The sequence below is a fragment of the Xenophilus sp. Marseille-Q4582 genome (genome assembly GCF_916700565.1).
Classification (GTDB): Bacteria; Pseudomonadota; Gammaproteobacteria; order Burkholderiales; family Burkholderiaceae_C; genus Xenophilus.
This window is the reverse complement of record NZ_CAKAKO010000002.1, coordinates 656,477-671,683: the sequence shown is the minus strand read 5'-3', so window position 1 is coordinate 671,683 and position 15,207 is coordinate 656,477. Positions and strand designations below refer to the sequence as shown.

Genomic DNA, 15,207 nt, shown 5'->3' with positions numbered 1-15,207 from the left:
GCTCTCCGGGTGCGGGCCGGCGCTCAGCCGAAGTGGATCTGGCCACCTCGGGCCTTGACCAGCTTCTCGCCGTTGACCAGCGCATGCTCACCCGACAGGCGCAGCAGTTGCTCGGCCTCGCAATCTAGGTGCGTGGCATGCACGCGGTCCAGCCCTTCGGTGCGGCGCAGGTAGTGATGGCTGAAGTGCTGCACCCGGTCCATGACACTGGACAGCACCGAGCCGACGAGCTTGAGCACGCCCGCGCTCACCCGCAACTGGCGCCCCATCACCTCGCCTGTCTCAACGGCCAAGCGGGCCTGCGAGGCGGCCAGTTCCAGCGCGTCATCGGCACGCAGGGACAGGTCGGGCGCCCGCACCGCAAGTCGGCCGTGCTCGATCTGCAAGGTGGTGTCGCCGCGCAGGCTCAGCAGATGGGGCGCGTGATCGTCTTCACGTTGCAGCACGGCGGTCACCCACCACTCGTCGGGCGCCACGCGCATGCAGGCCACGGTGTCGCCCGCGCGCGGCTCCAGCAGACAGCTCAGTGCGCGCCTCGCCCAGGCCTGCACGCCCCCGCTGTGGATCTGCAGGCGACCCTTCTCGGTCGCGCCGACCACGCCCACACAGTACTCGGCAGCCAGTGCCGCCGCGCGGGGCGCGGTGCGCGATGCGGTGGAAGTCAAAGAGGACATGGTCTTGCTCCAGGGAGAGTGAAGGCTCAGCCGGCCTGCGGCTGCCATTGTTCAGCCTGCGCCAGGGCGGCATCGGTGTCGAGGGCCTGGGCGCGGCCGGGGATCGCCGCGTCCTGGGTCTGCGCGCCATGCAGCACCGTGCGCATCAGCCGGGCGCCTCGCAGGTCGGCACAGTTCAGGTCGGCGTGACGCAGGTCGGCGTAGCTCAGATCAGCGTTGCGCAGGTCGGCGCCTGGTAGTTGCGCACCGGCGAAATGGGCCTGATACAGGTCGGCTCCCGCGAACCGGGCCGCCGGCAAGCGGGCGCCGGTGAACAGGCTCTGCCGCAGATGGGCGCCACCAAAGTCGATCTGCGCCCCTTCGGCTTCGCAAAACAGCGCATGAACCCCCTGGACGCGCGCGAAGCGGGCGCCGTCCAGGCGCGCCTTCTGGAAGTTGCAGCGCCCCAGGGCGGCCTCCGTGAAGTCGCTGCGCGACAGGTCGGCGCCCAGGAACTGGCAACCGTCGAGGGACAGGCCCGCGAAGTTCATGCCGGCCAGCGAGGTGTCCACGAAAACGGTGCGCAGCATGCGCGCGCCCGCCCAGCTCAGGTGGTCGAGCCGGCACTGCGCCAGCACGGTCTGGCGCCAATGCACGTCATCGGCTGCCACGTCGAGCAGGGAGACTTCGGTCAGCGTGGCCGCGTCCAGATCGGCGCCGCGCAGCACGGCGTGATCGAGCCGCGTCTTGCTCAGGGTCGCCATCGACAGTTGCGACTGGCCCAGTTGGGCGTGGTCGGCCTGGCATTCGGCCCACACGGTGCCGTGCAAGTTGGCCCCGCGCAGATCGGCATGGTCCATCCGGCAGCGGTTGAAGACCGCCTTGCGAAGCTGTGCCCCGCCCAGCAGGGCTCCGCGCAGGTCGCACGCGTCGAACACACATTCGCGCAGATCGGCCTCCCGCAGATCCACGCCGGCCATCGCGCAACGCGAGAAGGTGCCACCGGGCAACCCGGCACGGGCGTAGCTGCCCTGGGCGAGGTCCGCGCCTTCGAGCAGTTCGCCGAGCGCGACGGCGATGGACAGGGTGTCGAGGGACAGGCTCATGGCCAAGCCCTCCCCGCAGCGCGCGCAGCGGGCCGGGTCGAGGTGAACGGCAGGCGCTCGCGCATGATCTCGCTCACGGCGCGACCTGTTGCTCGGGCGTGAGCCGCGGCCAGGTGCGCGCGCGGGTCAGCAGGGCTTCGTCCAGCCGAACTTCCCCGTCGAGCCGCACGCGCGACAGATCGGCCGCGAACAGGTTGCTGCGGCGCAGGTCGGCGCTGCGCAGGTCCGCGTGCTGCAGCACCGTGTCCTGCAGGTTCGCACCGGCCAGCAGCGCCTGACGCAGGCGCGCCTTGCGCAGCACGGCACCGCGCGCACTGGCCAGCCGCAGGTCGGCCCCCTCCAGATCGGCCTCGGCCAGGAAGGCGCCGTCCAGCACGGCACGCACGAAGCTGGCGCCGGCCAGGGCGGCGCCGCTCAGGTTGGCGCCGCGCAGGCGGGCGCCGCTAAAGTCCGCCTTGCCCAGGGCGCAGCCCTGCACGAAGACCGCGCCTTCGAGCCAGGCACCCGCCAGGCGCACGCCGTTCATCCGGCAGTTCACGAAGCTGGCCTGCGCCAGCCGGGCACCGCGCAGATCGACACCGCTCAGCTCGCATTCGGTGAAGGTGGCGCCGTCCAGTTCGGCTTCGGCCAGTTGCAGGCCCTGCAGATCGCGTTTGTGAAAGATCTGCTTGGGCGCCTGGACGCCGGACCAGTCCGCCACCCCCCACTCGCTCTCATGCAGCAGCGCGGCCGCCATGCGCGCGCGCCGGAATTGCGTCTGGGCAAAGCGGCAGTTCATCAACGTGGCCTGATCGAACCAGGCTTCGTCGAACACCGCGTCCGCCAGTGACGCGCGCCCCAGGTTGGCCCCCGTGAAGCGGGTGCCCACCGCAATCGCGCCCTGCAGGTCGGCATGGGCCAGCACGGCGGCGCTGAAATCGGCGCCCGATAGATTGGCACGCCCCAGCCGGGCGCTTTCCAGCCAAGCGCCCTTGAAGTCGCAACCGCGCAGGTCCAGGCCCGAGAAGTCGGCGCCGGTGAAGTCCATACCCGCGAACACGCGCATGCCCGAGGCGACGGCACGCTCCATCTCCACGCGCAGCGCGCGCGCGGCGGCAGCCTCCATCGACAAAGCAGGGGGCTGGGCGTGGGCCGATTGCAGATAGCCCAGCCGCTCGGCCGCCTCCTGCTGGATCAGGGCCGGGTAGATGCGGGCCTTGTCGATGCCCTTGCCTTGTGCCGCGGCGCCGGCCACCCATGCATCCAGGCGCGCTTCCGCGCTGAACTTCGGCGGTCCGCGGTGGGCCAGGCTGGCCAGATTCAGCTTCTGGCTGGCGGCGAATTCCAGCGCCTTCTCGGCCTGGGTCACCACATCTTCGAGCATGGCCCACTGCTGCCGCTCGGCTTCCTTGAACTGCTTTTCCAGGTAGGCCGGCATCTCGCTCAGGCGCCGGGGCGGCGTCTCACGGGGCGGCATGCGGATGCCCAGCGCATCAGGGTCAAGACCGGCCGCGCGGGCCTGCTCGCGGGCCAGTTGCACCTCGACCTCGGCACGCCGACGCTGCGACTCGGCCTGCAGGTTCTCGCTGGCGAACACGGCCCGCGCCGCTTCGGCCGCGGGGTCCAGGTCATCCAGGCCCTCGGGCAACAGGTCGGCGTCGTTGAGGACGTGAATCGCGCCCATCCGCGGGTCGGCCCGCTTCTCGATCACCTGTGCGTAATGCGCATCGGAGCGGGTCTGCGACAGCCGTTCCACCGCGCCCAGCAGCAAGCGGATATCGCTGCCATCGTCGGTGCGCACTTCGGCCATACCCTGGAACAGCAGGATGCTGCGCTCGGCATGCGGGAAGAACCACGCCGTGGTCAGGCGCAGCGGCACTTCGCGCAGGCAGGATTGGCCATCGGCCAGCACGTAGTCGGCAAAGGCACGCGCGCGCAAGCCGGGCAGATGGCCCTGCACCCGGGACTGCGTGGGATGCATGTGGTCGAAGGCGAAGGCCTCGTCGCCCCGCAGCGGTTGCGGGAACCACTGGTCGGGCGGGGCCAGATTGAAGAAGCGCCAGTCGAGGTCGGGCGCAAAGCCCGGCGCATGCGCCTGCAGATAGTCTTCGTCATAGGTGCCCCGGTGCTGCACACGCCAGGGGTGCACGGCCTCCAGCGCGCCGAAGCCGGCCGGCGCGGCCGTCTGGCCGGGCCGCACCAGGCGTTCGCCGGGCGATTCGATGCGGGGCAATACGTGAACGCCATCGACCGCCACATGGCCGCGGCCCACCGGATTCAGCATGAAGCCCGGGCCGCCATAGGCCTGCGTCCAATCCAGCGGGAGGGACTCGAAGGCCTGAGGCGGCGTGGAACGGTCGCCGTCCCAATGGCGCTCGCCGAAGACCAGCAGCGTTTTTTCGAGCGAGCCCACCTGCGCCCGCACGGCGCAGGCCTGCGGCTGCGCAGGGTCGGGCCAGGCCTGGCCATGCACCAGGAACTCGGACGTCGTCTTGGCCACGCCCTCGTCGATCAGCGGCACGGCCATTTCCTGGGCCAGGAACTCCCACATCGACTGCTCGCCCCACAGCGTGCCACCCTCGGCCTGCGAGAAGGGCACATGCAGGCTGGCCGTGATGCACAGGCCGAATCGCTTGCGGTATTCGATGGGCCGGGTGGAAAGACCCATTGACAAGGGTTTGTGGACCTGCATATGGCCTCAATGCCCCCCGGGCGGCTGGTACGGTGGCGGCAGCGGCGGCATGTCGGGCAGATCGGGAAGCACAGGCGCAGGGGGCGTGACCGGCGGCAGGCCGGCATTGGCCGGACCACTGTCCTTGGCTCCGGTGACGAAGTCCCAGGCTGACTTGGCTACCGCCACATCGGACGCGACGGACTCACCGATGCCCACCAGGCCCGGCGCCACCACGCCCGCCACGCCTTCAGCGGCACGCAGCCTTGCCGTCCTAGCCAAGCCGCTCAAGCGAGTGGAGAGCGAAGTCAGGCCCTGTGATCGAGCCTCCTCAGCCGCTGTCTCCAGATCGCTCGCCGCATCCAGGTACTGTTTGATGGTGGCACCGACATCGAAGAGACCACGGATCGCGGCCCCTGCGCCGACCGCCAGGCCCGCCAGCATGCTTCCTGCAGAGGCTGCCGATACCGCGGGGCCATTGCCAGCCCCGCCACTGATCGTCTTCAAGGTGCTCAACTCCACTTCGATGGTGTTCTGGCCGATATAGGCTGCGGCGACGTTCTGCAGCCGCAGCGCGGCCGTGTTCTCGATCTGCAGCCCAGCGAAGTTGGCGATGTCGATCGCCAGCGCGTTGCTCATGCTCAGCCCCATGAACGTGGAGCGAGACATGCCGATGCTGACATCGGTGGCGGATCCGATGTAGCCATTGGAGTTGGCGCCCAAAACCGTCGTGTTCGATCCCATGGAGGTTGCATTGATGTCGCCCACCGACATCGTCTCGACCTTGCCGGCAATCACCTTGACCTCGTTGGCCATGATGGCGTGCTTGCCATTGGTCACGTCGTTGCGTTCGCCGCCAGTCTGGATCTTGGTGTTGCCGTTGACCAGCAGTGCGGCGTCCGCCCCCACCGAAGTGGTCTGGAAGCCCACCACGCCCACGTCCATGTTGGCGCCCACCACGGTCTTCTGGAAGCCGCCGATGGCCACGTCCTGGTTGGCCGTGACGATCAGGTTCTGCATGCCCTTGACCGAGGTCTTCTGACCCGCGTGGTAGATGTTCTCCTGAAAACCCGCCACCTGCGTGAGCTGGCCACCACCGCCGATGGTGTTGATCTGGCGCACGCCGATGGTGTTCTCCTGCTTCTCGGCCACTGAGTTCGTGTCGTTGCGCCCCACCGTGGTGGTGTGGTCGCGTTTCACGCCTTCGGTCTGGTCGCGGCCAACGCTCAGGGAATCGTCCACCTCCACCGAGGTGCTCATGTTCCGCTCGGCATGGATATTGATGTTCTCCTGCCCCTTGCGGTCCTCGAACATGATCTCGTTGTAGTTCGCGGGCTTGCCGTTGGGCGTGGAGCGGGTCTTGAAGCCGCTCTGCGTGGGCGAGGCGTAGGGAATGGGCTGGTCGTCGTTGTAGACGCGCCCCGTGATCAGCGGGCGGTCCGGATCGCCGTCGAGGAAGTCGACGATCACCTCCTGCCCGATGCGCGGCGCGAAGTAGCCGCCCCACTTCTTGCCGGCCCAGGGCTGCGACACGCGCAGCCAGCAGGTCCACTTCTGGCCGTCGAAGTCCTTCTTGCCTTTCTCGTAGCGGTTCCAGTGGAAGAACACCTTGACGCGGCCGTAGGCGTCGACGTAGAGGTCTTCGCCGTTCTCCGGGATTTCCTCGCCCTTGGGCCCGACCACGATCGCCGACTGCGGCCCGGGCATGCGCACGCGCGGCGTCAGGCGCGGCGGCTTGTAGGGCACGGACAGGGGCCACACGGTGACCAGGAAGGCGCGCGTGCCGACCACGAGCTCGCGCAGCGACGGCGAGCTGTCCACCAGCCGCCGCAGCGTGTCGGCCGTGTCGCCGTTGACGGCGTCGTTCTCCAGCGCACGGTCCAGCATGCGCCGCACGGCCCACGGGTCGGAGGGCGGGCGCGGCACGCTCTCGTGCCCGGGATGCACGGCCACCACGATGCAGCCGCCGATCAGGTACTTGCCGTTGCGCGCAGTGTCCGGATCGCCCTCGTAGGTGAAGCTGCAGCCCGGGGCCACGTCGGGCCATCCGGTCAGCGCCCAGTGCCGCTCGCGGCGCGAGCGCAGCTCGTCCACGCGGCGCCCGAGCACGAGCTCGGACGCGTCCGGCTCCTGGTAGCCGCCGGGGAATTCGAACTCCTCGAAGTCCGCCAGCTCGTGCTCTTCCAGGTCCGCGCCGATCGCGCCGAGCTTGGTGCGGATCTTGCGGTAATTGCTGTCGCGCGAGTCGAACCAGCCCGTGTCGAGCTTGCGCTCCGATTCCCAGCTCCAGACGTCGTTGAAGCGGGCCTCGCTGGCGCCGCCGGGCGCATGGTGCAGGGTGTCGGCCACCGGCAGCGGCGCGTGGGCGACGGCGGCGTTGTCGGCCAGCCGCATGGTGCCGGGTTCCGCATGGGCGTCGAACCAGTAGTAGATGCCCTCGTCCTCCAGCAGCCGGGAAAGGTAGTGGTAGTCGCTTTCCTGGTATTGCACGCTGTAGCCGCGTGCATCGTGCGTGCCCAGGCCGTCGCTCCTGAGCTTCTTGATCGCGCGGATGGGGCTGTTCTCGAGCACGATGTCGAGGATCTCCAGCACGTTCTTGGCCGCGCCCTCATCCTTGTCGTCGCCCAGGATGCGCGAGTTGCGGCGCTTGTGCAGCAGCCAGAACCACGAGCGCAGCTCGATCCGGTACTCGTGGTAGCGGCCCAGCGCATGCAGCCGCGCGAAGCGCACGGCCACGCCCTGGCAATGGCGCTCGTGCGGGTTGCCGTCGGCGTCCTCGAAGCCGATCGCCACGTCGAAGCTGCGCCCCAGGATGTCGGCCGCCTGGATGTGCGGGTTGGCCGACAGCACCGTGAGCTCGTACACCGAAGGCCGCGACAGCGCCTCGTGGCCGATCAGCGACCAGAACAGGAGGTCGCCCCCCGCGGGCGAGTCGGTGTCGATGCGGTAGTCGGTGCTGGAGGCCATGGTGTTCGTCGCTCAGGGGTGCGCAGCGCGCGGCTTCAATCGAAGGCGTAGGTGAAGTCGCTGTCCTTCACGTCCAGCGCCACGCGCTGGATCTCGCCGCCCGCGGCCAGGCGCTGCAGGTACTCGACCGAGATGGTCGGCAGCACGGTGTTGGTGAGGATGGCGTCGATGACACGGCCGCCCGACTCCGGGTCCTGGCAGCGCGCCACGACCTGGTCGACCACCGCGTCGCTGTACTCGAAGGGCACGCCGTGGTTGGCCTCGACGCGCTTCTTGATGCGGCCCAGCTGCAGCCGCACGATCTTGGCCATCATGTCGGGCGACAGCGGGTAGTAGGGAATGGTGACGATGCGGCCCAGCAGCGCAGGCGGGAACACCTTCATCAGCGGCGCCTTCAGCGCATCGGCCAGGGCGTCGGGCGCGGGCAGCAGCTCCGGGTCGCGGCACATGCTCATCACCAGGTCGCTGCCGGCGTTGGTCGTGAGCAGGATGATCGTGTTCTTGAAGTCGATCATGCGGCCCTCGCCGTCTTCCATCCAGCCCTTGTCGAAGACCTGGAAGAAGATCTCGTGCACATCGGGGTGGGCCTTCTCCACCTCGTCGAGCAGCACCACGCTGTAGGGCCGGCGGCGCACCGCCTCGGTCAGGATGCCGCCCTCGCCGTAGCCCACGTAGCCCGGCGGCGCGCCCTTGAGCGTGGAGACGGTGTGCGCCTCCTGGAACTCGCTCATGTTGATGGTGATGATGTTCTGCTCGCCGCCGTAGAGCGCCTCGGCCAGCGCCAGCGCGGTCTCGGTCTTGCCCACGCCCGACGTGCCGCACAGCATGAACACGCCGATGGGCTTTTGCGGGTTGTCCAGCCGCGCGCGCGAGGTCTGGATGCGCCGCGCGATCATCTCCAGGCCGTGCTTCTGGCCGATGACGCGCTGGTTCAGCGTGTCGGCCAGCTTGAGCACGGCCTCGACCTCGTTCTTCACCATGCGGCCCACGGGGATGCCGGTCCAGTCGGCGACCACCGAGGCCACGGCCTGCTCGTCGACGGAGGGCAGGATGAGTGGCGATTCGCCCTGCACGGCGTGGATCTTGGCTTGCAACTCATGGAGCTCGGCCAGCATCGCTTCCCGGCCTTCGCTCCCTCTCCCGTCTGCGGGAGAGGGTTGGGGTGAGGGCTGGGCGGCGGATGAGGCACCACGCGTGGACTCGGCGCCATTGCCCTCACCCCCGCCCTCTCCCGCAGGCGGGAGAGGGAGTGAATCCGGCACATCCACCGGCTTGTTGCCGGCGCGCAGCTTTCCGCGCAACTCCAGCAGGCGATCGACCAGCCCCTTCTCCTCCTGCCAACGCGCGTTCAGTTTCTCCAGCTCGGCCTTCGACTCGCCCAGCATCGCCGTGACCTGCGCCGCGCGCTTGCTGACGTCGATCCCGATCGCCTCCTCGCGGCCGATGATTTCCTGCTCCACGGTGAGCGCCTCGATGCGGCGCATGCAGTCTTCCACCTCCGGCGGCGTCGCATGCTGGCTGACGGCGACGCGCGCGCAGGCGGTGTCGAGCAGGCTCACCGCCTTGTCGGGCAACTGGCGCGCGGGGATGTAGCGGTGGCTGAGCTTGACGGCGGCCTCGATGGCCTCGTCCAGCAACTGCACGCGGTGGTGCTTCTCCAGCACGCTGGCCACGCCGCGCAGCATGAGGATGGCCTTCTGCTCGTCGGGCTCGGGCACCTGCACGACCTGGAAGCGGCGGGTCAGCGCCGGGTCCTTCTCGATGTACTTCTTGTACTCGGCCCAGGTGGTGGCGCCGATGGTGCGCAGGTTGCCGCGGGCCAGCGCCGGCTTGAGCAGGTTGGCCGCGTCGCCCGTGCCGGCCGCGCCGCCTGCGCCCACCAGCGTGTGGATCTCGTCGATGAACAGGATGATGGGCGTGGGCGAGGACTGCACCTCGTCGATCACCTGCCGCAGGCGCTGCTCGAACTCGCCCTTCATGCTCGCGCCGGCCTGCAGCAGGCCGATGTCCAGCGTGAGCAGCTTCACGTCCTTCAGTTGCGGCGGCACGTCGCCGCGCGCCAGGCGCTGCGCGAAGCCTTCGACCACCGCCGTCTTGCCGACGCCCGCCTCGCCGGTGAGCAGCGGGTTGTTCTGACGCCGGCGCATCAGGATGTCGACGATCTGGCGGATCTCCTCGTCGCGGCCCGTGACCGGGTCCATCTCGCCCTTCTTCGCCTTCTCGGTCAGGTCGACGGCGAACTTCTTCAGCGCGTCGCCCTTGCCCATCGCCGCCGGCGCCATGGCGCCGGTCTCGTCGCCCACGTCACCGCTGCCCATGCCGGTGCCGTCCTGCGCGCGCATCTTCGACTCGGCCGAGGCATCGCAGATCTTGGCGAAGTTGTCGCCCAGGTCCTCGACCTTCACCTTCTCGAATTGCTTCGACAGCCCCAGCAGCGGGTTGCGCAGGCTGGGCGACTTGAGCATGCCGAACACGAGGTAGCCGGTGCGCACCTGTGCCTCGCCGAACTGCAGCGTGGCGTAGGTCCAGGCGCGCTCGATGGCGTTCTCGATGTGCGGCGAGAAGTCGCTGATCGCGGTGGCGCCGCGCGGCAGGCGGTCCAGCGCGGCCGTCACGTCCTTGGCCAGGACGGAGATGTCCAGCCCGTAGTGCTGCACGATGCGGTGCAGGTCGCTTTCCTGGTTCTGCAGCAGCTGCGCGAACCAGTGCTCCAGCTCCACGTAGGGATTGCCGCGCATCTTGCAGAACACGGTCGCGCCCTCGATGGCCTTGTAGGCCAGCGGGTTCAGTTTTCCGAACAGGGCGGTGCGGCTGATTTCGCTCATGGGTGACTCCGGGAGATAGACGATCCGACGCGCGTGTTTTGCAAGTCCGCGCGCCTGTCCGCGATGGGGGGGCGACGGCCGGGCGGCGGGCCCGCGGCGTTCGCGCCGGAAATGCGCACGTCGCGCGCATCGCGCGTGCGCGGGCGATGGCCGAGCCAGCTCGTCCAGCCGAGCCGCGAGGCATGGGCGGCGGGCCCCGGCGAAGCGCCGGCGCCCAGCTGCGTGGGCGGCACTTCGTCCTGGCGCAGCACCAGCTCGGCATCCCAGTCCAGTGCTTCGCCCACCAGCTGGCGCATCCATGCGGCCAGCACCGGCCGGGCATCGCCGATGGGCAGGAAGCGCCGGTACTGGGCCAGCGTCAGCGGCCCCAGGTGCAGGCGCACCTTGTGCTGGCGGTCCCACACCTGCCGACCGAGCACGGCGCCCAGGCCCAGGGTGCGCGAGGGCGCGTTGGGATTGCTCGCGCCCACGCGCGTCAGTTCGCCGTCGGGCAGGCGCATCCAGTGCCCCACCCACCGCTCCAGCCGCACAGGCACGCCGAAATAGGCGCCGACCACCGCTTCGACCCCTTCGGCGCTGTGCACGCCGCGCGCCAGCCAGCCCGAAAAATGCAGCCGCGCATCGTCATGGACCGCGTCGCGTTCCTGCCGGGCCGTGGTGCCGATGCCCACGAAGGCGCCGATCTGCCGCCGGAAGGCGTCCTCGCCGGGCCGGTCCATGCCGGTCACGGGGCGCGCCTGCGCCCACGCCCGGTAGAACTGCAGCGCGAAGCGGTGCAGGAAGGTGTCGAGAAAGGCCAGCCAGGTGGGATCGCCGTGGTTGAGTGCCCGCTCGCGGATGAATTCGCTCAGGTGCACTGGCAGCGGCCCGTTGGGGCCGATGTAGCTGAAGAAGTGCTGACGCAGTCGCGGAGGGAGATGCGCGTCGGCCGGCTCGAAGCGGCTGAAGCCGGCCGGCGCGAAGCTCAGCGAGGGCTCCTGCGCCACGCGCACGGGCTCCGCGCTGGGGCGCAGCGCGCGCCCCCAGCGCGGCAGCTCCGGCGCCAGCGATTCCAGCCGGCGCAGGGTGGCGAAATAGTCATAGGCCCAGGCGCGCGCCGACCAGGACGCCAGCAGCTGCCCGGCGCTCGTCGCCGCCGGAGGCAGGGGGGCCGTGGCCGCGTTCACAGGATCTGCCGGGTTCCGCACGCGGGCCTCCATCGCATGCGCTCGCCCTGGCCGGCCATGCGCAGCACCGTTTCGACGAAATGGTTCACTTCCACGTGGCGCCCCAGGTAGCGCGACATCACCGCACCGAACAGGAAGGCGCTGTGGCCATGGAAGGCGGCCGGGTCCAGCTCCAGCGTCACCTCCAGCCCGCGCCCGAAGGCGATGGGGCCCGGCAGCGGCAGGCGGCGCGTCACGGCGCGGCTGCGCACCGACAGCAGCCCACGCACCTGCATCTGCCGCGCGTCGTCGGCGTGCACCGCGTAGAGCGTGAGCATCTCGCGCAGCGCCGCCGCGCCCTGTTCGGGGCTGCTGTCGGACAGCGACAGGTAGTTCAGGGCCAGATGGTCGATCACGCGCCAGCCCAGGCCGCCGCTGACCACCGGCGACACGGGCCGCGAGGGCCCGCGCAGCATGCGCACGCGCGCCACCGGAAAGGAGTCGACGCAGTCGAAGTCGTTGTCGCGTCCGGCCGGCAGCAGCAGCGGCAGGTCGCGGTTGCTGACCAGGGCGCTCACCGCCAGTTGCCGCAGCGCGGCCGAATACGGCGCCTGCTGCGGATCGACGATCTGCAGGTACAGCTCCGAGCCGATGTGGCTGCTGCGATGCCCTTCGCTGCGCTGGCGCTGCGACTGCACGCGCGGCTCGCGCGTGGTGGTGTAGTAGGCCGGATGGCGATGGCGCGCGCCATGGAAGGCGGCGTAGAAGGGCAGGAAGAGCTGCTCCAGCGGCGCGTCCTGCGGCGCGCCGGCGCTGGCGCCGCCGTGGCCCACCACTTCGGTCAGGCTGTGGATCTCGAAGTCCTGCGGCCGCGTGCGGTCGGCCAGCAGGTGGTACTGGCTCACGCCCTCGTCGACCACCACGCGGTCCAGCCGCTTGGGAAAGAGGTTGATGGCGGGCACACAGTGCAGCTGCACGTTGTCGGCGCTGACCAGCTTCTCCAGCACCGCGTCGCCGCGCGAGAACAGCAGCACCAGCTCGACCTCGGTGGCCGGCGTCTGCGCCAGCAGCGGCGCCAGGCCGGTGATGCGCGCGAAGCGGAAGCGCTCGGCAAAAGCGAAGTACTCCTGCACCAGCCGGAAGCCCGAGAAGCCCGTGACGGTGGCCGGAAGCAGGGCCTCCTCGTCGGCGAAGCCCATGTCCTGGATCACCTCGCCCGGCAGCATGCGCACCGGCGCCGTGGGCTGCGCGGCGCGCAGCATCACGCCCACCGGCTGGCCCAGCACGCACTCGTGCAGCTGCCAGGCCACGTCGTCGGCGCCGCCGAAGTACAGCTCCAGCGCGTCCAGGGCGATCTGGTCGAAGCGCAGGCCGGCGGTGGCCTGCAGCGTGAGGCGCAGGCCGCCCCGGATTTCCCTTGCACGCGGGTGCTGCGCCAGCGGCAGGTCGGGCGCATAGCTGAAGTACTGGGCGCGTGCGATCTCCACCGGCCACAGGCGCAGGGCATGCGCGGTGCGGAACTCGCAATGGGTGTTCTGCCCGGCGGCCTGGCGCGCGCGCAGCGCGCTGCCGCGCGGCAGCGCCGGGCCCTGCGCCAGGTTGGCGTCGTCGTGCATCGGGGTGACGGCGCAAACGGCCATCGAGGGCGTGGGCGCCAGGAAATGCGGGTAGACGATGTCCAGCAGGTGGCCCGTGAAGCGCGGGTATTCGGCATCGAGCTTGAGGTTCACGCGCGCCGCGAGGAAGGCCGTGGCCTCGATCAGCCGCTCCACGTAGGGATCGGCAACCTCCTGGCCCTCGATGCCCAGGCGGTGCGCGATCTTCGGGAAGGCGCGCGCGAACTCGCCCGAGCTCTCACGGAAGTAGCGCAGTTCCTGCTCGTAGAGCGACAGAAGCCGGGGGTCCATGCGTGCGTCCTGGCGTCCTGGCCCGTGGCGCTCAGAGCGCATCGACCTCGATGCGGCCTTCCTCCAGGTCGATGCGGCTGCGCAGCAGGAATTCCAGCGGCACCGGCTGCGCCCACAGCATGCCGCGCACCTGCAGGCCGATGCAGTTGTGGGAATCCAGGACCGAGCCTTCCATGATCAGTTCAACCTCGAGTGTGCGGGGCAGGATGCGCGGCTCGAACCGCAGGATCGCGGTCTTCAGAGCCTGCTCCATGCTGACACGCTGGATGGAAGAGGTGAACTGGCCTGAAAGCATAGGCAATCCGTAGTTCAGCACCGAGCGCGCGGCCTGCGGGTGGCGCCGCTCGTCCAGGCCCATCCCCGTGGCGTTGAACAGCCAGGCCAGGTCGCGCAGGATCGCCTGGCGCAGGGCCTGGCGCGTCAGCGTGCGCTTGTCGTCGCTCTCGCGCTTGTCCTGCGGTGCGGTGTCGACGAGGCGGTCCAGCAGCGAGGGCTGCAGGCGCTCCTGCGCCAGCGGCTCAGCCATGGTCCGGCGCGGCGGGCCCTGCGCCCTCGGCCCCGGCCCCAGTGCCGGAGGCGGCGGTGGCGGTGTCGAACACGATCTCGCGCACATCCATCAGCGCATGCTCGCCCGCGTCGCTGCCGAACAGCCGCTGGCCCAGGCCGCACCACACGTCGGGCGCGCGCTCGCGCCATTCGGTCTTGCGCGCCAGCAGCACGCCGCCGTCGGCGCTGGCTTCGCTGCCCTCGTAGCGCGTGGGCACCAGCGCCAGCGCTTCGCCGCCGTTCTCGAAATCCAGGTGCACCGGCATCCAGACCGCGTCGCGCAGATCCTCCGGCGGCTCGATCTTCACGCGCGCCAGGCGCGCGAAGGGCACCCAGTAGTAGCGCCCGTGGATGAAGGCCTCGAGCACCGGCCCCAGCCGCATGTCGGCATCGGCCAGCCATTCGAAGGGGGCGCCGTCGATGCGGCCGGCGACGGCCGGGGCGGCGTCGAAGGCCCGCGCGCGCAGCTGCTCGCCCGCGGCGGCATCGCCGGCGCCGATGCGCAGCAGCGACTCGATGAGCAGCGCCAGCCATTCGTCGGGCTGGCCGAAGACCATGGGCGTGCGCCGGCCCGCGAAGACCTGCGCACGCAGCCCCTCGCAGCGGATGGCTTCGCCGTACACCTGCTTCATCGGCACGGCCAGGGCGTCGAGTTCGGCGGCCACGCCGAGCTGGTTCAGCGCCCGCTCCCACTGGCCGAGCACGCACAGCAGTTGCGCCAGGAACACGCGCAGCCGGCTGTCGCCGGGACGGGCGCGCACCTCGTCGGTCAGCGCCCTGAGCGCGGCCGCCGGATCACCGGCCTTGAGCAGCTCTGCAGAAGACGGCATGGCGGTGCCTCACTGACCGCTGGCGGTGTTGATCTGGCATTCGCGCACGGCGCCGCGCGAGCCGGTGGCCTTCTGCGGCGCCGCCTTGATCTGCACGCTGCGGTAGCTGAAGACCAGCACCTCGCGCAGTGTCCCGTCGGCCCCGCTGACGAAGTACTGGCCGATGATCTGGGCCTCGCTGATGGCGATCTCGAACAGCGGCTCGGTGTCGACGACGGTGAAGTCGCCGCCGGAGCGGTAGAGGCTGATGCACGCCGAGATCTTGCGCGTGCGGTTGCTGGCGAGGATGGCCAGCGAGCCGGAGGCCGAGTCGGCCAGCCGCACCACGGTCAACGGCGTGAGGTGGCGCGCCGCGTCCACGGCGCCGCTTTCGGAATGGGCGCTCTGGCCCCAATGCCAGCCGGTGATGTCCAGGCGCGACTTGCCGTCGGGATGGCGCCGCGCCGATTCGCCTTCGACCACGGTGCCGGCGTTGTCGACCAGCATCACCAAGTCGGCGCCCGAGCGGGTGCCGCCGGCCAGTTCGAGGGTTCGCAGCAGTTCGTCGATGCTCAAGAGGGACATGGGAAAACTCCTTT

General features: G+C 69.9%; 10 protein-coding genes. All 10 read right to left on the bottom strand.

What is annotated here, in order from left to right; translation table 11 throughout:
• Positions 1 to 23 precede the first annotated feature (23 nt).
• Entirely contained in the window at positions 24 to 674 is a 651-nt protein-coding gene (locus tag LG388_RS08260) for a DUF3540 domain-containing protein (protein WP_225782380.1), read from the bottom strand.
• A 26-nt stretch (positions 675 to 700) separates the two neighbouring features.
• Positions 701 to 1,759 (bottom strand): pentapeptide repeat-containing protein, encoded by a 1,059-nt coding sequence (locus tag LG388_RS08255; protein WP_225782379.1) that lies wholly within the window; start codon positions 1,757 to 1,759, stop codon positions 701 to 703.
• 73 nt (positions 1,760 to 1,832) lie between these two features.
• Complete coding sequence (locus tag LG388_RS08250) at positions 1,833 to 4,406, bottom strand: DUF2169 domain-containing protein (RefSeq protein ID WP_225782378.1); 2,574 nt, start codon at positions 4,404 to 4,406, stop codon at positions 1,833 to 1,835.
• A 30-nt stretch (positions 4,407 to 4,436) separates the two neighbouring features.
• The gene (locus tag LG388_RS08245) at positions 4,437 to 7,376 is read right to left on the bottom strand and encodes a type VI secretion system Vgr family protein (RefSeq protein WP_225782377.1); all 2,940 of its coding nucleotides are present in this window, start codon (positions 7,374 to 7,376) and stop codon (positions 4,437 to 4,439) included.
• Between the two features lie 35 nt (positions 7,377 to 7,411).
• Positions 7,412 to 10,201, bottom strand: a complete 2,790-nt coding sequence (gene tssH / locus LG388_RS08240) for a type VI secretion system ATPase TssH (RefSeq protein ID WP_225782376.1) — start codon at positions 10,199 to 10,201, stop codon at positions 7,412 to 7,414.
• Positions 10,198 to 11,388, bottom strand: coding sequence for a type VI secretion system baseplate subunit TssG (tssG, locus tag LG388_RS08235; protein WP_225782375.1), 1,191 nt, complete (start codon positions 11,386 to 11,388; stop codon positions 10,198 to 10,200). Before tssG ends, tssH begins: the two co-directional genes overlap by 4 nt.
• Positions 11,364 to 13,253: a type VI secretion system baseplate subunit TssF gene (gene tssF, locus LG388_RS08230; RefSeq protein ID WP_225782374.1), complete on the bottom strand. Its 1,890-nt coding sequence runs from the start codon at positions 13,251 to 13,253 to the stop codon at positions 11,364 to 11,366. The genes tssG and tssF overlap by 25 nt, the downstream gene beginning before the upstream one ends.
• Before the next feature lie 31 nt (positions 13,254 to 13,284).
• Positions 13,285 to 13,779, bottom strand: a complete 495-nt coding sequence (gene tssE, locus LG388_RS08225) for a type VI secretion system baseplate subunit TssE (protein ID WP_225782373.1) — start codon at positions 13,777 to 13,779, stop codon at positions 13,285 to 13,287.
• A complete protein-coding gene (locus LG388_RS08220; RefSeq protein WP_225782372.1) occupies positions 13,772 to 14,629 on the bottom strand; it encodes a type VI secretion system accessory protein TagJ in 858 nt (285 codons plus the stop codon). The genes tssE and LG388_RS08220 overlap by 8 nt, the downstream gene beginning before the upstream one ends.
• A 9-nt stretch (positions 14,630 to 14,638) precedes the next feature.
• Positions 14,639 to 15,193: a type VI secretion system tube protein Hcp gene (locus LG388_RS08215; protein WP_225782371.1), complete on the bottom strand. Its 555-nt coding sequence runs from the start codon at positions 15,191 to 15,193 to the stop codon at positions 14,639 to 14,641.
• Between the last annotated feature and the right edge of the window lie 14 nt (positions 15,194 to 15,207).